This is a genomic window from Chitinophaga sancti, assembly GCF_034424315.1.
In the GTDB taxonomy this organism is placed as follows: domain Bacteria; phylum Bacteroidota; class Bacteroidia; order Chitinophagales; family Chitinophagaceae; genus Chitinophaga; species Chitinophaga sancti.
Genome location: NZ_CP139972.1, coordinates 4804770 through 4821532, shown reverse-complemented (window position 1 = coordinate 4821532; position 16763 = coordinate 4804770). Strand labels below are relative to the sequence as shown.

Annotated in this window: 16 protein-coding genes; 5 read left to right on the top strand and 11 right to left on the bottom strand. The window is 40.8% G+C overall.

The genetic code is table 11. The annotated features are described in order from the left end of the window. Window positions 1-137: 137 nt before the first annotated feature. Together U0033_RS18565 and U0033_RS18560 are read right to left on the bottom strand one after the other, a co-directional pair. Window positions 138-3548, bottom strand: coding sequence for an ABC transporter permease (locus U0033_RS18565; protein ID WP_177318698.1), 3411 nt, complete (start codon window positions 3546-3548; stop codon window positions 138-140). Window positions 3549-3965: 417 nt separating this feature from the next. Beyond that, complete coding sequence (locus tag U0033_RS18560) at window positions 3966-5387, bottom strand: AAA family ATPase (protein WP_072364482.1); 1422 nt, start codon at window positions 5385-5387, stop codon at window positions 3966-3968. Between the two features lie 646 nt (window positions 5388-6033). Here U0033_RS18560 and U0033_RS18555 point away from each other — a divergent pair. Next, window positions 6034-6309, top strand: coding sequence for a hypothetical protein (locus U0033_RS18555; protein WP_072364464.1), 276 nt, complete (start codon window positions 6034-6036; stop codon window positions 6307-6309). A gap of 13 nt (window positions 6310-6322) precedes the next feature. Beyond that, the gene (locus U0033_RS18550; protein WP_143150896.1) at window positions 6323-6895 is read left to right on the top strand and encodes a hypothetical protein; all 573 of its coding nucleotides are present in this window, start codon (window positions 6323-6325) and stop codon (window positions 6893-6895) included. Between the two features lie 474 nt (window positions 6896-7369). On the opposite strand, the gene U0033_RS18545 is transcribed toward U0033_RS18550, so the two are convergent. The 3 genes from U0033_RS18545 to U0033_RS18535 all read right to left on the bottom strand — a co-directional run bounded on the left by U0033_RS18545 (window position 7370) and on the right by U0033_RS18535 (window position 10316). Next, window positions 7370-7909, bottom strand: coding sequence for a hypothetical protein (locus tag U0033_RS18545; protein ID WP_072364460.1), 540 nt, complete (start codon window positions 7907-7909; stop codon window positions 7370-7372). Between the two features lie 439 nt (window positions 7910-8348). Then, entirely contained in the window at window positions 8349-9116 is a 768-nt protein-coding gene (locus tag U0033_RS18540; protein ID WP_072364458.1) for a VOC family protein, read from the bottom strand. Between the two features lie 285 nt (window positions 9117-9401). Then, window positions 9402-10316 (bottom strand): hypothetical protein, encoded by a 915-nt coding sequence (locus tag U0033_RS18535; RefSeq protein ID WP_072364456.1) that lies wholly within the window; start codon window positions 10314-10316, stop codon window positions 9402-9404. 233 nt (window positions 10317-10549) lie between these two features. Here U0033_RS18535 and U0033_RS18530 point away from each other — a divergent pair, with 233 nt between their 5' ends. From U0033_RS18530 to U0033_RS18520, 3 genes are all read left to right on the top strand, one after another. Next, window positions 10550-10915 (top strand): sulfatase-like hydrolase/transferase, encoded by a 366-nt coding sequence (locus U0033_RS18530; protein ID WP_218164095.1) that lies wholly within the window; start codon window positions 10550-10552, stop codon window positions 10913-10915. Between the two features lie 68 nt (window positions 10916-10983). After that, a complete protein-coding gene (locus tag U0033_RS18525; RefSeq protein WP_072364453.1) occupies window positions 10984-11469 on the top strand; it encodes a sulfatase-like hydrolase/transferase in 486 nt (161 codons plus the stop codon). Window positions 11470-11494: 25 nt separating this feature from the next. Continuing rightward, on the top strand, window positions 11495-11761 hold the full coding sequence (locus tag U0033_RS18520) for an SPASM domain-containing protein (protein WP_072364452.1): 267 nt from the start codon (window positions 11495-11497) through the stop codon (window positions 11759-11761). Window positions 11762-11805: 44 nt separating this feature from the next. On the opposite strand, the gene U0033_RS18515 is transcribed toward U0033_RS18520, so the two are convergent. The 6 genes from U0033_RS18515 to U0033_RS18490 all read right to left on the bottom strand — a co-directional run bounded on the left by U0033_RS18515 (window position 11806) and on the right by U0033_RS18490 (window position 16718). Next, on the bottom strand, window positions 11806-12159 hold the full coding sequence (locus U0033_RS18515; protein ID WP_072364451.1) for a nuclear transport factor 2 family protein: 354 nt from the start codon (window positions 12157-12159) through the stop codon (window positions 11806-11808). An 87-nt stretch (window positions 12160-12246) separates the two neighbouring features. Continuing rightward, window positions 12247-13068: a helix-turn-helix domain-containing protein gene (locus tag U0033_RS18510; protein WP_072364450.1), complete on the bottom strand. Its 822-nt coding sequence runs from the start codon at window positions 13066-13068 to the stop codon at window positions 12247-12249. Window positions 13069-13234: 166 nt separating this feature from the next. Then, window positions 13235-13936 carry a lycopene cyclase domain-containing protein gene (locus tag U0033_RS18505; protein WP_072364448.1) on the bottom strand — a complete coding sequence of 234 codons (702 nt, stop codon included), beginning with the start codon at window positions 13934-13936 and terminating at the stop codon, window positions 13235-13237. Further along, window positions 13905-14405 (bottom strand): sterol desaturase family protein, encoded by a 501-nt coding sequence (locus U0033_RS18500; RefSeq protein ID WP_072364446.1) that lies wholly within the window; start codon window positions 14403-14405, stop codon window positions 13905-13907. Before U0033_RS18500 ends, U0033_RS18505 begins: the two co-directional genes overlap by 32 nt. Further along, the gene (locus tag U0033_RS18495) at window positions 14402-15241 is read right to left on the bottom strand and encodes a phytoene/squalene synthase family protein (RefSeq protein WP_072364444.1); all 840 of its coding nucleotides are present in this window, start codon (window positions 15239-15241) and stop codon (window positions 14402-14404) included. Before U0033_RS18495 ends, U0033_RS18500 begins: the two co-directional genes overlap by 4 nt. Further along, window positions 15225-16718, bottom strand: a complete 1494-nt coding sequence (locus U0033_RS18490) for a phytoene desaturase family protein (RefSeq protein WP_072364442.1) — start codon at window positions 16716-16718, stop codon at window positions 15225-15227. Before U0033_RS18490 ends, U0033_RS18495 begins: the two co-directional genes overlap by 17 nt. Window positions 16719-16763: the final 45 nt, after the last annotated feature.

Sequence of the window (16763 nt, the reverse complement as noted above, 5' to 3'; positions counted from 1 at the left end):
AGAATGTTTAAACAGATATTTTAATGTATTTAAAACTAATTAAATATCCCGTTGGGAAATGAGATAATTGAGGGATTTGAGATTAAAATCGTTGTTCATCAATAACTTAAAATCTTTCATTCTGTCAACAACAGGTATCACTCTGTTTTCAAACTCTTCACAGGGTCGGTCAGGGCCGCTTTGACCGACTGAAAACTCACCGTTATGAGTGCAATCAGAATAGCAATGAACCCCGATACCACAAATATCCACCAGCTAAGGTGTGTCCTGTAGGCGAAATCCTGGAGCCATCTGTTCATAGCCCACCACGCAATAGGCGATGCAATAAGGATAGACACCAGCACCAGCTTTACAAAATCTCCGGACAACAATGTAGTAATATTCCTCACACTGGCACCTAATACCTTGCGAATACCGATCTCCTTGCTTCGTTGTTCGGCCATAAATGCTGAAAGAGCGAATAATCCTAAACAGGCAATGATAATGGCTAATATTGCGAAACTTGTAAGAATAATGCCGACGTGCATTACATCAGCATACATATGGGCGAACTCCTGATCGAGGAAAGTATAGCGAATTGGTTGATCAGGTGAGAATTTTTCCCAGAGGGCCGAAACTTCAGCGACGGTATTTTGCACATTTGCTCCATTGAACTTCACCAGCATCATTGATGAACTGAAACCGAAGTGAAGTACTAAGGGGGAAATATTACTGCGCAATGATTCGAAGTTAAAGTCTTGTACAACGCCGATGACCGTAAGGACACCGCCGTTGCTTATGCGCGTACCAACCGGATTTTTCAAACCAAGTTTTTGGACCATGGCTTGATTGATAATGACTGATTCTCCTGTCGTGTCACCTGGCATATCATAAGAGAAATTCCTGCCTTCGACTAACTTAATGTCCAATGATTTTAGGTAATCTTCGTCTACCTGCCAAAACTGGGCCCCAACTCCCGGATCGATCTTTTCGCGTCCTTCCCTGACAAAAGTATTTTCGTTACGCAGCGTGCCATTTATCGGTAAATAATCGCTTATCGATACGCTTTTTACCGGGGCAATTTGGGTTAGTGCTGTTTTGAAATTTTTGATATTCTGATATCCCAGCGTATTTGTGCCGTGCAATACTATTACCTGGTCTTTATCAAAGCCCACCCTGTGATTCATGATAAAGTGCATCTGGCTGTAAATAACAATGGTGCCGATGATCAATATAATGGAAGTGGCGAACTGAAAGACCACCAAGCCGTTTCGCAATACGTTTCTTTTGCTGCCAACGCTGATACTACCTTTTAATACCTTCACCGGCTGGAAGCCCGAAAGATAAAAGGCAGGATATAATCCGGCAAGTACTCCAACTATGATGGAAGAAGCCAGGAAAACCGGCACAAACCACCATTCAAGCCATGGCATTATAAGAGACTTCAACGCGATGGTATTGAAAAAGGGCAATAACAGCCACGCTATAACGATGCCTAAAATAAACGAAATGAGACTGTAGATCAGCGATTCGGTAAGAAACTGCATAATGAGGCTACTGCGATATGAGCCCACAACTTTGCGCAGACCTACCTCTTTGGCGCGGCTAGCCGATTTTGCAGTCGAGAGATTGATAAAATTGATGCACGCAATAGCCAGGATGAATATCGCAATAGCGCCGAATAGCCAGATAAAGCGTATATCTCCGTTCGTTACTCCATCCGAAAACTCTTGAGAATGGAGGTTAATATCTTTTACAGGTTGCAGGTGGAAAGAGACCTTTTTAACTTCATTTTCAGGATCTTTTACGCCCCCTCTGCGGAATTGAGATAGCAAGTAATTTTTTCTTATGTCAACGTTGAGTTTTTTCTCAAATGCTACCACATCTGTGCCGGCTTTCAGTTTAATGTACTGGATATAGTTGAACCAAGTCCAGTCATCCTGCTCTTTCTCCCCAAATTCCATCCCGGTCAATGTAATGAAAATGTTGAATGGATGTAAATGCGAGTTTGCAGGAATGTCGGCCATCACAGCGCCGATGCGATAGGGGCGAGACTTATCACTGTCAAGGTACATTACCTGGCCAATGGGGTCCTGGCCATGATAGTACTTGTCGGCCATAGTTTTGGAAATAACCATTGTCAGTGGCTCCTTTAAAGCAGTTCTGCCGTCGCCGGATACCATCGGCAATTGCAACGCATCCAGGAATGACTGATCAGCGTAAATAATGCCCTGCTCGTAAGTGTTTTGAACCTGGTCGGCGCGGCGCAGCTCTGCCTGACCCACGTATGAATTAACTGGTCTGATGCGCCCTGCATAGGCAACTTCAGGGAAATCATTCTGAATAGCCTTCGACATTGGCGCAGGCCATGCCAATCCTCTGTCTACTTTACCGTCTCCACAAAGGCGGTAAATGCGATCCGCGTCAGGATACATACGGTCATAATTCATCTCATCATGAATATATAGCCCTATCAGCAAACAAGCAGCGATGCTCAGGGCTAATCCCCCGATTTTGATCGCCGCATACATTTTTTCCTTACGCAGCTGGCGGTAAGCGATCTTAAGGTAAAGTCTTATCATGTTATTGCGTTTGGATGTTTCAGGCCCCCAGGTTGGTTGGCTTTCCGAACGCAATAATACTGGTCGTATTCGAGACCAGGGTGCCAGCTTATCAATTGGCACCTCTTTTTTCAACATGTTTTTGTATTCCACCGGGGTTTTGCCGGTCATCTCTTTGAATACACGGTTGAAAGTCGTTTTCGAATTAAACCCGGACTCATAGGCGATCGCCAATAACGTGAGCTGGTCGCAGGCGGGGTCATGCATTTTCAGGACAACTTCACGAACCCGAAATTCGCTTATAAAATCACTGAAGTTCTTATCAAGTCCAGTGTTAATAATCCTGGATAACTCATGCGGATGTATGGTCAACTTCGCGGCAAGTGAAGCCAATGTAAGTTCAGCATCCTCGTAGAGCCGATTGGCTGCCACGATTTCTTTTAGTCTCCGGCCTTTCACTTTTGCATCCGATTTATCAGCTATCGGCGTCGTTAACTCAACATTGCTACCCGGTTTTAACATCACTTCCACCGCTATCCCAATCAGTACAATGACAACAGCTAAATAGAAAGTAGCACTAAACATGGATAACATACAACACCAGCTCAGCAAATGTAACGCCTTGTCCAGTCGCCGGAAAGCAACGCGTGGTCTGTCCATCATCACCAGCTGCAGCCGGCCATAGAAATCCTCTATCAGCCGGCGCGATAGATACAAATAGATGATGGTCGAACTTAGAACCTGCCAAGCCGGCATCCACCCCGCCATAAGTAAAGGGCAAAAATACAGCATATCTTTCCGGATGAACTGCCGCTCTGGATAAGTTAGTTGTCGTATATATAGATAAAGCAGCGGTCCCAGCGCTGGTATAAAAATTGAAGTAAGCCTACCAGTCTCCAATACAATTACAACCAGCGCTAAACTTAAAAACAGGTTAGCTTTTTTATCGACCCTTTTTGCGAATCCCAAAAGTATTGCAAGTGTTAGCCCCGAAAAAAGGGTTGCCATGCAGGCTTGGTTATACAGGTTCGTGCGGCATATATAAAGAGTCATGTAAATTAAATGCCTCAATCATTATTCCAAATAGATAAACTATTGTTTCATAGTATATTATGAATTTTTCTTTTGGATGTTTTGTTACAGAACCGGACAGTCAATGTTCGCTTTTGAATTATGACGACTTAGAGAGGATTAACGCTTAATTAAGATGAGGCATCATGATCAGAAAAGATAGGCAAGTTGTACGGTTGCAGAAAGATTTAAAATGCGTGTAAGCTAAACAGCTTACATACATTTTAAACTTTAACCCCGTAAATGAAGTTAACATATCATTAAATGCCCTTTTAGAGAACGCCGCATTCCGCATAACCGGGAGTATTATAAATGATAAAACTTATGTAACTTATTTCTTGACAAAAAATTTATTTATACAAAAAGATCATCCATCGTTAAACTATTCTGAACTATGCCATTAGAATAAACGTTTTTTACTATACCATAAGTAGTGATCATAGTTAAAAAAATAGATTTATTGGTATGTGTCGCGGTTCGAAAAGTGTCTATTTTAGATGATAATACTTCCCCATATTTCTTATCTATGGTAAAAGAAGTAATAGAGAACTTCATTTCACAAACGTTTATCACATCATCCTTTCTGTCTATTATCAAATCTATCTGGTGCTTTTTCCCGTTATCCGTATTTATCCATGATGAACAACTTGTTTGCACGCCACTGATGCCAAGAGCATGTTTAATTTCCGACAGATGTGCAAAACAAACCTGCTCAAATGCATAGCCACTCCATGTTCTCTGCTGTGGAGTATTAAGTCCATTAATCCATTCGTTCTCATTCAGTGCATGACTTCCCCGTATGAATTTGATATAAAATAAGGAATAAAAATCACTTAGCTGATAAAGGCTATGTTTCTCTTTTTTACCAAAGGAGGTATACCTCCTTATAAATCCACTCTCCTCCAATTCGTTTAATATTTTTGTTGTACTTCCCGCATTAGCCAGCCCTGTATTATTAATAATTTCAGAACGTGTTAATCCCTTAGCTTTTGTGCTTAATGTTTCAATTACTGAAAGGTGTTTTTCAGCCTTATTGAATAAAGAGGTGTATAAATCCGTAAATTCTTCTTTCAATAGCCCATCCCGCTGAAAACACAATCGGTTTATATTCAGAGTAGCACTCATGCCAATATCTACATGATCAAGATAAAACAGGACACCTCCCATCACCATATACAATTGAATTAACTGATATCTGCTAAATACTCCACCACGACTCTGAAAGAAGGTTTCACATTCCCTTAAGGTAAAGGGTTCAAGGCGTATTCTGTGTGTTACTCTATTATGGAGTCCTCCTTTATTATGAATCAGTGTATTGATCATCCATGAAGCAGCAGATCCACATACAATAAGGATAACATCATTTCTTGCACTGGCAAATAAATTCCAGAAATAGTCGAGTGCGGGAAGAAACCCAGATTGTGCAGTATCCAACCAGGGCAGTTCATCCAGAAATACTACTTTTTTTTGCTTATTGTTTTGGGATAATAGTTCTTCCAGTTGTGCAAAGGCTTCAAACCAATTTTCCGGAATGGGAGTAGATAGATTAGAGTTGAACCTTTGTAATGCTCTATGAAAGTTAGACAAATTTTGTTGCAGGTTTATATGGGCGACCCCTGTAAGGTAAAATGTAAAATCCTGCTGAAAAGCCTCTCTAATTAAAAATTTTTTACCAACCCTTCGCCGGCCATATACAGCAACAAATTGTGATTTGTTAGAAAATTTCACATCTTCAAGCACCTTCAATTCTTTTTCCCTACCAATAATTCTACCCATAACTACCAATTTGGCTTTAAATACACAAAATTTGACACTTAGAGCCAATTTGATACTCACTTTGGCTCTAAGTGTCAAATTGATCTGGATAAAGCCAATTTGACAATGAATAAACAAGGATTTAGTTTCTGCACAGTGTCATAAAATGGAGGGTATTCTTCAGGTTAAATTTTTGAACAAATTTCTCATACAGCTCCTCATTTATTTTCTCTTCTATAAACCGCTCTTCCAGATTTTCAATTTTCTGTTCTAATTCGGTTAATCTTGTTTTATATTGTTTACCGTTTTCCTCCCTTGATACATTAATTGTTTTCTATAGTTTCCTTAACTGAAGCTGGAAAACGTCGATGTATTTCTCAGCAAGGGTTATTTCGCTCAATATTGTTGTGAATAGTTCATGCAACTTTTTAGCACTCACGTTACAGGGAGTTGGTTTTGCTTTAAATGTTAAATATGATGTTCATGTGAGATTTGATAAATTAGCAAATGAGAAGTTATATGACAAACTTGATCTTGAATACAGTGAAGTGTATTCATCAACTAACCCGGCATATAAAGTATACAATTCTCCAACCTTGCTGCGACCTGGGCAACCTCTGGAACTGGTTTTGAACAAGATAAGGTGGTGGTTAATGATATTTTTTCCATGTACTCGCCTTTTGGATATGGTGTTGAGGCAATGCTTGCTCATGAGGTTGGACTTCATAATATGATAAGATTGAATCATAAACCCTTTACCGACGGTAGTGGAAATGCATTCGCTTATTATCCGGAGACCAGAACATTAGAAAGTAATGAACCTGGTTTAATAATGCCCACACCAGAAAATACAAAACTATTGCTTAATGATTATTTTTTAAAAAGATCAGCTGGCAAAACGGGAGACGAATATAAGTTACCTCCTCTGAATTCAATTAAATAAGATAAATACTATCATGATTATAAAGTTCATTTCATTGTTTTTTATAATGCAGGTCATAGCACAACTTGCTTTTGGTCAATTAAATGGTGATCCGTTAGCCGATTTAAAAATGGTAGATACTGTTGAGGGGCTTTTCTTATGTGAAATAGATGCACCTCTAAAATGTTTGAACCGATTAGATAATTTAGAAAGCCAAGCTATAATAAATTACGATTCAACTTTGTTAAAGCATAATTTGGAACAATTGTACCGTAAAGGTCTGTATTATTACCTGGACCATTATAATCGGCAAAAAATAACTCTTTATACTCAATTGATATCAGATAAGCAGTCGGTAATAGAATTGTACAAACAACTACATGATTTAACCGTGCTCAATGATGAAACAGCTTTAGCTACTGCGGTATATGATGGTACCGGCTATCTTAGGTATAAGAAATTTTATGCAAAGTTTTTGTGTGTAGATCTTGGGATGGTAGCTAACATGATTCCAATAATTGATAAAGGAGAATGTACTTATACTAACGAAGATAACCTTATAGATACTAAGTATATCGTCAAGGTTTTGGAGTTTAATATTTTTTAAGAGTGTTGTAGGGATAAAAGATAACCCTGGGAATCATAAGCGAAGATATAATAGGAAAATGGATAATGCAAGCTTTAAGCCTTCACGTCGAAAGATTTGGAGCCTTTTCGGGTATTGTGAAAAACTTGAAACTGACGCTAATAGTTATTATTGTTGATAGAACTTAACAGGCAAACGTTGTAGTAAAATGTACTGCGAACCGTAATTTTCTTTGCTTTCATACAACGAATTAAGTTGTCTGAGATATGATCATTACCGGAATGAATCAATAGATTCATCCGCTTGAAATAATTTTGTAGCAGTGTAGTCTTCCCGGTTATAGCAATTGGTCATGATAGGTACCTTAGTGAACGCGGAGCCATCGATACAAAATGATCACTGCCGCGGTGATATCACCGCAGTAAGAATAAGGTTTTCAATAGATGAATGAGGGAACGTGTTTATGACAAGGTCATTTTCCCGTAAAGTATGTCTTTATCCCATCTTCAGCTCCCGCACGGTTTCATTCCCAGGCAAATCTACCGCCACTATCACCAGTTTTCCACCTTGTGATACTGTGCTTACCTTATAAGACCAACTTACGCCATTTCGGCTTAAAATGGCCTTTCCCCGCTCCAGGATAACACCCTGGGCATCCTCCACTCTTACATTCACCTCCGCTACCCTGAATTCATTCTTCGCTGTCACAACCACGGTCTCTGCTTCGAATTGAATATCCTGGATCTCTGGGGACTGATAAGCATCTCTGACCGCCATATTAAAAGCATTCTGCCCAGGGCCAGCCAGGGACTTATAATACGCCTTTATTTCAGGATCCATAATGATCGCTTTGGCATAAGCTACTGCCACTTTCATCTTATACCTGGCTTCTAACTGCTTTGTGGTAGGCTTCCCCTTCGAAGGACCACGCTTTTTAGCGATGATGATCTGACCATTTCGTTCGTATATCACGAACTCATTGCCGAGTACACCCCGGACTTTATCTAATAGTAAACTGTCTTTTACTATGGCCATAACAAACAATTTTGAGGTTACAATACAATGTTAGCTTTTTCTGGTGAGATATGGTCCTTCTTTAACATTAAATGAGTACTAAAATATTATTGTAAGATCACCAGAATATCGATTGGATATTGAGATACTATTTTAGTGCCCTTTAAATGATCTTTAAACACCGTTATATAAGGCTCTTTGTCTTATACACGGTTCCTCGTCGGGAAGATGTGTACTGTATTTGAAGCGAGCCGCAGCGGCCATTATGCCAGGTTAACAAGGAGACCATCAAAGCTTTCAATAGATAACAAGGCACTATGCGAGGAAATAGAAGCAATATATCGTTCCGGTAAAGGCCGGTATGGAAGCCGGAAAGTATCATCTCCTGGATAACGCTGACTGTAACCGTTTTCGTGGCATGATCCTAAGACAGCACATTTATTAAAAAGCCTCCCCTTTTCTATTGTCTAAATTCAAGATAGATGCCATGTGTAAGTGCCGGAGATATTAATACACTGTTCTTGCTTTCACTGCCATTGATACCTGACAGTTGTAAGATCGTCTTCAATTTTTTCAGATCTTTAACCTTTACAGTGGCCCCTATTACCTGGTGATGCGGGATTAACTGTTGGGATGCCGGTAATAAAATAACTTCGCCCTCTTTCAAGATTGCTATTTGCGCAATTATTCCTGAGAACATTTTTTTCTGTTTGATTTTTATTCCGAGCTTTTTAAAAAGCTGAAGGTAGCTGGGAATGTGATCTGTGGCCAGCCAGATACTACTGAGGGTGTAGGCTGTGTTGCTGTGGGCGAAATGTTCGGGTTTGTCGGTTGGAGAGTGATTTCTGGAACCGAAAAAGAGTGGGTGTAAAATGTTGGTGTCAACTTGTTTGGTTAGTTCCTCGGGATTAGTGGCAAAGAGTCCAAAATAAACGGGCCCTTCTCCTTCTTTTAAAGAATTGTAATATTCGGTTGTCAGTGGATCCAGGGGTTGGGGTGCTGTAATGAGTTCAATTTCTGTACCATTTGGAAATTTGATGTGTTGATTGCGGATACCGTTTTGATGGAACCTGCCGGGCTTAATAGAGAATCCTAATTTTTTATAGAAATTGGTGGCGCTGTCAAGGTTATTAACTACCACAGGAATATGGTCGATGCCTATGATCGTATCTTTTGGAACAGGTATAAGTGATAACGAGAGCAGGGCGAGGAAGAGATGCTTTTTCATTATAATTGCTGTTTGCTTTTAATGGGTATTGAGCGACGTCGAAATTTAAATAGCTTCCAGCAGTAAAGATGGATAAATTTTACTAGAACTCATTTCGTAATTACCATTTAGGTATTGATTATCAATTTAAAATACCTGTTTATGAAATGAGTTCTAATAGGGACTTGAAATTTAGATAGCTTTTCCATAAAGTGGTTTGAATATTGCCCCCTTGTAGGCGCTAAAATGTAAGCCTTCAATGCGAAAGATTGGGGGTTTTTGTTTTACCCATAATTAGCAACGCATTTACTCATGCGTTCTGAATGTCTTCTGAGTAGCTTCCTGGCCCTCTGGCACGAATGTAGGCATGATAGCCAGGAGCGTTTTTCCGCCGTTATCACCAGGTGACCTTAATCCAAAACCTGACCATCCTGAACTCCAGTATAGTATTAATTCCTTCCAATAGGGAATATCCCTGGCCGGTAACTTTAACCTTTCAAGATCCAATATCTCCTTTAATTCATTTCTATACTTACTATAATAACATTGATCTTCTTCATCAAACTCCGGAATTATGAGATCCAGGTGCCCGGGGATCTCATTTAACAAATATAATCTGAGATCCCATCCATACACAATTGTATCAGACCCCCAAACAGATAATACAGGACGATCATGAAGATCATCCCCACTAACTACAAACCTGTGTGACCTGATCGGGAGTAATTTCGGTGCCTTCGCATACCAGTCGGCAAAGATGCGCTCCTTCTCTTCTACAGACGATGGTCTGGGCCCCCAGGACTTTAACCATACCCCGCTGGATGACGATACATCATCAAATATGGTACGATAAGGCCAGGACAATCTGGAAACAAGTTCTTCCTCCTCTTCTATCCAATTGTAAAAAAATGATCTTTGATGAGTTATTGTTTTCCCGTCTTCTTCATACTCATCTACCTCTTTCCTATCTGTTGTATGCAGGATGCGTAAGAAAGCTCTATGTTCCGGTGTAAAATTGATGCTATACTTTGCTTCGATGGAATCGATCTGGTCATCGGTCATTCCAATCCACTTAGCACCCTCCGCCCATGCGGGACAGGTAAACCCCTCAGGACGGCTCGGGGAATTACCTTTGTTCCAAAATGCTTCTGTTCTTTTCTTCACCCAGTAAAAAAACTCAGTGTAATCTTCAGAAATAAATAAGGTTTGTTCTTTGGTCATAGGAGAAAAAAGATCTGTTTATTGATAGACCATTAATTAAAGTTACTGATTCCGGGTTAATGGCTAAATCATCAGCCAAACTGAGGCTGTCCTGGATTGATTATTATAATTGAACCACTTATTGTTCAGGGAATCGGTGGATTTGATACAAATCTAAATAAAAGATCATTCAACACAGTTCCTTATAGCCCGCAAGAAGCAATACCTGGCGAGGGCGAAGCACCAGCACCAATATTGATTTCATTGAGATTTCTAAGGAAGTACTAATTGAGCGGGCTACCTATGGCGATAAAGTAGTAAAGACTCCCAATATAGATCAACTGGCAAAAGAGGGTATCCGATATACCAATGTGTTTACAACTGCAGGTGTTTGTGCACCCAGCAGGGCAGCTATTGTAACAGGAATGTACCAGACATCGATCGGTGCACAACATATGAGAACACTTCCGGGTGGTTCTGGTGCTAAGAAAGATTCGTTGATCACACCTTATTCCGCTGTGATACCTGATTATGTAAAGTGTTTCCAGGAATACCTGCGGATGGCCGGATATTATTGTACCAATAATGAAAACAGGATTACCAGTTCGAAGCACCGGTAACGGTTTGGGATGAGAATGGCCCTGCGGCTTCCTATCGTACCCGGCCTGGAGACAAACCCTTCTTTTCTGTGTTTAACTTTTTCATCACGCATGAATCGCAGATATTCTTATGTAAAGACAGCCTGTTGGTACTTCCTGAAAACGTGAAGGTGCCACCTTATTACCCGGACACAAAGGTAATAAGGCATGATATTGTCCGGTTGCTGACCAATATTGAAATAATGGATCAGCAGGTAGGCTCCCTGATCAATATGCTTAAAAAGGATGGTTTATATGATAATACGATCATCTTCTTCTACAGTGATCATGGTGGATCACTACCCTGGATGAAAAGAGAGATCCTGGAACGGGGTACACATATTCCTTTCATTATACGGTTGCCACATGCTGAAAGAGCTGCAACGACTAATGATGATCTGGTCAATGCCGCGGATTTTGCTCCTACAGTCCTTTCGCTGGCAGGTGTCAGTATCCCTGCGTATATGCAGGGGAAGTTTGGCCAATTCATGATCACTGTTTTCAATGAGTGGGTAAAAAAGGTATCAACTGGGTAATATTCACCAGACCTCACTCAGGACAATGGCCCAGTTGCCGGAACAACAGCAATTTGGCCGGGATAAATATAATAGTTTACCGATGCAATGTAAGACCTGTGAGGTACAAAAGTATTGCAGGGGAGAATGCCCAAAGAACAGGTTTTTAACAACTGCAGATAATGAACATGGCTTGAATTACCTGTGTGCAGGGTATAAGCGTTTTTTCAGGCATGCGAAGCCTTATATGCAGTTTATGGCGAATGAGATTGCTCATCCTCCGGCCAATGTTATGTCCAGGTATAAAATATAGCGTTGATTCTTATTTATTTGTCAGGAGATTCCTCCTGACAAATCTTAAAAGAAAAATTGCTCGGAAATAATCTTGCCATCTTTAACTTCATATACCGCCACTTCATCAAATTTATGCCTGCCCATTCCTTTTAATGAAACATCCATCCCCATGGTGCAGGCAAAGAATGAGCCGGCGACAATAGCTGGATTTGTATATGATCCATGCATCTCTTCGATCATATCATGAAACTGCTTTCCTTTTGCTATAATATTATCCAGTCCTTGCACACTTGGAAAAGGTGCATTGGCTGGTTCAATACTTTTCGCATCGCTGCTAAATAGTTCATGGAGAATTTCGTCGAACATGCCTGCCTGCGCCAGTTCATTAAAACGGGTTGCTATTTGTTGTGTTGTCATTGGACTAATTTTAAATAGGAAAATGATTCGATTGTTCTACAAAGCTATAGCAACCTGCCAGACAATTATTGTAAAAAAGGGAAGTGCCTACTTTTTATAAAAGAGCTTTCCGAACTCATTTTTTAATTGTGCATAGTTGCGAGGCGAATAACCCGTATATCTTTTAAATTCCTTAATGAAATGGGCCTGATCGTAGTACACGTCGTAAATGTTTTCCTGGTAGAAATTTTTTGCATCAGTATTAGCCCAAAGCGTATAAAACAGCTGGAACCGGACAAGGCAGGCATAAGTTTTAGGAGAAATACCCAGGTGCTCTTTAAAAAGCATATCCAGGTAACGCTTTGAGTACCCCATTTTATCCACGAGCTGGTTTATGGTCAATAAGCCCGATGTGTTTTTTATTAACTGAACGGAATGATCGACCAACAGGTTATTCCTGTTTACCATATTCGTAATCCTGATAAGAAAATTCTGAAACACGTCAATTTTATCCTCCAGTTTTCCGGTATTGGCCAGTCTTTCCTGCAACTGCCTGCCAGCTGCCCCGTAAATATCGATAAAACTGTAAATCTTGTTTACGATTTCCAATGCTGAGAATTGTGTAAAACGATGCAAACCATTTGGCGTAAGCTCAATACCAATCGTACCAGTTATCTTGCTTCCCGAAACAAGTGTAACAGGTTTATCCCAGATGCCAATGAAAAAAATGTCATGTTCCCGGTGATCAGTTTGAATACCACCATCTATTGTAGAGAGTCCATTTAAATAGGTATATATGAATTTAGCCTTGCCATTCGGCACAATGATCCTGCTATCTTCCGTTGGCAAACCAGCATCGTTTTCAAATACCCAGAAGTTGTCGATCAACTTTGCCAGTTCTGGTTTTGGAGTTATTTTCTTAAGTATCATTCCGGTATTAACTTGACATTGGAGAGATGAACCACCGTAACATTTCCAATTTAATACAAATTTGTAAGTAAGGAACAACTGTCGTGTCTTCTAAAAATATTTCATTTTTTGATATACGATAGGATCAATACATGTATTAACACCGAAGCAGATTGCAAACAAGATTTCAGATTGGTGTTAAAGGAGCTATTCTCCTGTTTTTTTGAAAACCTTCATATAAGGCGACCTGTGAACCGATGAGTATTAAGCCGTAGAAAACATCTTCGATCGGAATAGTCAGTAAACGTAGCCCGATTATTTCATTACTGTTATACCAAACAATAGGCGCTGCAATCCAGCTACCCGTCAATATGCCGTTGATGATTACAAATGGTAGTAACATGATACCATAGCAAAGGTAAAATTGCCCTGTCCAACTTTTTTTACGAACATATAAGATGAATAATACCAGGAGTAGAAATGTGGCGCAGGTGTAACTGTTATTGTAAAAGGCGATGGCAGTTATTAATCCACCACTGATGAGCAGCCAGGATATATAATTCGCTGCCTGTCTGGGTACGGAGGCATGTGGCCATAGGGTCAGGAGGCAATGGTAGGAAAACATGCAGGCATAAGGAATACACAGGAAAAATAAGATCTCTTCCACCGGTAAATTGAACAATTGCATCCCCAGCAGGTAATCCTGGTTAAAGCCCCATACACCGGCGTGTGTAAAATAGATATCCCATATTATGAATAACAGGCCGGATATCAGTAATGAAGTGAATGCCATACCCCACTGTTGATAATACCTGATCCTGGGATGAAAAGAAGCGATCAATGGTACTATGATCGCGCTAATATCTATCGCCAGGTACGTGAACTTCATTTTTATGCTTGTTTGAAACTTCTCTGAAATATTTACCCGGGAAAAACAGCATACCAAAGCATTCTCCTTGTTCTTTTCCCAGGTGTTTATGATGTATTTTATGTGCTCTTCTCAGTGCTCTTAAATAAGGATGATTGCTATGCCTGAACCATTTAAAACGCTGATGCACGAATACGTCATGTACCATAAAATAAGTAAAACCATACAGGGTAATACCTGATGCCAGTCCTATAACAGGAAAGCTTTTATAGATGGTGCCCAGCAGGAATAATGCGATTCCGGGTATGGCAAAGATCAGGAAGAAGAAGTCATTTTTTTCCAGGAACTGCCCTTCATCTTTACGATGATGATCTCTATGCAGGTTCCAGAGCGGTCCATGCATGATGTATTTATGTGTAAGCCATGCGATTCCTTCCATCCCGGCAAAACCGGCCAGCAATGTGCATAGTAAAATCAGGTAGTGGTTCATTGCTGAATAAGGTTTGATGGAAAGAACAAGGTTTGTAACATGATGCCGATTTTATGGGTATTAGGCACCCTGATGCGTTCTGTCATAATTCGTTGCGCTGGCAGGCTTTTGATTTTTTTGAACAATACCTGGTAATAGGTATAGGCAAGGTACACGCCTTTCCGGGAGCTGAGTGGCAGTTGCATGATGCCTGGCAGTGCTTCTCTGAAATCATTGGCGATTTCAGATTCAATGGCTGATTTATCCTTGTTGGTAAAATCATTCAGGTTGACCAGGGGGAAATAATGCCTGCCCAGTTCCTGGCTGTCAGCCTTTACATCGCGCAGGAAGTTCACCTTTTGAAAGGCTGCTCCCAGTTTCATGGCGGCAGCACGCAAATGGCAATACAGGTCATGATTGTTTTCCGTAAAAACCTTCAGGCACATCAGTCCCACTACTTCTGCGCTACCCAGTATGTATTGCTCATAAATACTGCGGGTATAAAAATGCTGGTGGAGGTCCATTTCCATACTATCAAGAAATGTGTCCACCAACTCCTGTTCTATATTATAATCATGAAAGACTTGCTGAAAACTATTTAAGATAGGATTTAAACTGATCCGGTCTTTGATAGCCCTGTAGGTTTCTTCTCTGAAATGCCGCAGCAGGGCTGCTTTATCATAATCATGAAAAGAGTCGACTATCTCATCTGCAAAACGAACGAATCCATAAATGGCATAAATGGGCGCATGAAATTTTTTATTCAGCAGCCTGATGCCAAGTGAGAACGAAGTGCTGTATTCCTCTGTTGTTAATTTACTACATTGTGCGCTTAACTTATCAAATAGTAACTTCATGTTTGCCGAATTTTAGACTTGAAATGTAATTGGCTACCATTTCTCCTGAAAGAATTGCAGGCGGTACTCCCGGGCCGGGAACAGTGAGCTGACCGGTGAAAAATAGATTCTTGATTTTCTTATGACGGATAGATGGTTTTAGAAAAGCCGTTTGTCCTAAAGTATTGGCTAACCCATATGCGTTACCTTTATATGCATGGTAATCGCTGATGAAATCGCTATATGCGTATGACCTGCAATAGATGATGTCCTGTTCAAATTTATCATTGCAATATGCTGCTGTTTCAGCTAAAACCTGTTTCAGGTATTGCTCTCTTATTGCTGGTGTATCTTCCAGACCGGGTGCTGTAGGGATCAGGTAGAAAAGATTTTCCATTCCTGCAGGAGCTACGGTAGCATCGGTTTTGGAGGGACAGCACAGGTAGAATAGCGGATGCGTGGGCCATGATGGCTTGGTGTAAATGCTTGCTGCATGTTGCTGCAAATCGTGTTCGAAAAACAGGTTATGATGCTGCAGTCGGGGTATTTTACGATTGACACCAATATAATAGATCAGGCAGGAAGGAGCCATTGTGCGCTTATCCCAATAAGCTGCTGAGTAATTACTTTTATCCGCTGGTAACAATTGCCTGTCAGTATGATGATAATCGGCACCGGAAACGACAACATCCGCGCTGAAAAAACCTTTGCTGGTATATGCACCCAGTACTTTATCCTTTACTACTTCCAGTTTTTCCACTTCTGTATTCAGGCACAGTTTGACACCTGACTCCGTGGCCAGTTTATTAAAAGCCCAGGCCAACTGTGCCATTCCTCCTTTGGGGTACCAGGTGCCGAGTTGCATGTCTGCATAGTTCATCATGCTGTACATGGCTGGAATTTTGTCGGCAGTAGCACCCAGGAAGAGAATCGGAAATTCAATGATACGCAGCAGGCGTTCATCTTTGAAGTAATGTTTGACATGATGACGGAATGACTGCAGCATATCCATTTTAAGGAAAGACTGGAGTACCTCTACATTGCACAACTCACCAATGCGGAGACCGGGTTTGCTGATGTAGGTCTTCATAGCGGTCTTGTATTTATACTCCGCTTCCGCCATAAATTGCCTGAGTTTTTCGCCGCTTCCACTTTCTATACTGTCGAATAACTGGCATATTTCGCTGAAGGCAGCCGGCAGGAGAATGGAATCATCCTTGCCGAAAATAACCTGGTAGGATGGGTCTAGCCTGATGAGGGAAAAGTAGTCTTCGATACAACGGTCATTGCGTTTGAAGAAGTCAGCGGCTACTTCCGGCATCCAATACCAACTGGGGCCCATGTCAAATGTGAAGCCTTTCTCAGAGAATGCCCTGGCCCTGCCTCCCGGGGTAGCATGTTTTTCTACTACTGTTACATGATGGCCTTGCCTGGCCAGCGTGATAGCAGCAGATAAACCGGCAAATCCGGCACCGATGACCAGTACATTTTGGCTCATTTTGTTTGATCTTTTTATGAAATTCTTAAACAAATATAATGTTTA

Bases quoted from the DNA above. Each gene is read 5' to 3' on its own strand.
- U0033_RS18565 (WP_177318698.1), bottom strand. From the start codon at position 3,548: ATGGCAACCCTTTTTTCGGGGCTAACACTTGCAATACTTTTGGGATTC.
- U0033_RS18560 (WP_072364482.1), bottom strand. From the start codon at position 5,387: ATGGGTAGAATTATTGGTAGGGAAAAAGAATTGAAGGTGCTTGAAGAT.
- U0033_RS18555 (WP_072364464.1), top strand. From the start codon at position 6,034: ATGTACTCGCCTTTTGGATATGGTGTTGAGGCAATGCTTGCTCATGAG.
- U0033_RS18550 (WP_143150896.1), top strand. From the start codon at position 6,323: ATGATTATAAAGTTCATTTCATTGTTTTTTATAATGCAGGTCATAGCA.
- U0033_RS18545 (WP_072364460.1), bottom strand. From the start codon at position 7,909: ATGGCCATAGTAAAAGACAGTTTACTATTAGATAAAGTCCGGGGTGTA.
- U0033_RS18540 (WP_072364458.1), bottom strand. From the start codon at position 9,116: ATGAAAAAGCATCTCTTCCTCGCCCTGCTCTCGTTATCACTTATACCT.
- U0033_RS18535 (WP_072364456.1), bottom strand. From the start codon at position 10,316: ATGACCAAAGAACAAACCTTATTTATTTCTGAAGATTACACTGAGTTT.
- U0033_RS18520 (WP_072364452.1), top strand. From the start codon at position 11,495: ATGGCCCAGTTGCCGGAACAACAGCAATTTGGCCGGGATAAATATAAT.
- U0033_RS18515 (WP_072364451.1), bottom strand. From the start codon at position 12,159: ATGACAACACAACAAATAGCAACCCGTTTTAATGAACTGGCGCAGGCA.
- U0033_RS18510 (WP_072364450.1), bottom strand. From the start codon at position 13,068: ATGATACTTAAGAAAATAACTCCAAAACCAGAACTGGCAAAGTTGATC.
- U0033_RS18505 (WP_072364448.1), bottom strand. From the start codon at position 13,936: ATGAAGTTCACGTACCTGGCGATAGATATTAGCGCGATCATAGTACCA.
- U0033_RS18500 (WP_072364446.1), bottom strand. From the start codon at position 14,405: ATGAACCACTACCTGATTTTACTATGCACATTGCTGGCCGGTTTTGCC.
- U0033_RS18495 (WP_072364444.1), bottom strand. From the start codon at position 15,241: ATGAAGTTACTATTTGATAAGTTAAGCGCACAATGTAGTAAATTAACA.
- U0033_RS18490 (WP_072364442.1), bottom strand. From the start codon at position 16,718: ATGAGCCAAAATGTACTGGTCATCGGTGCCGGATTTGCCGGTTTATCT.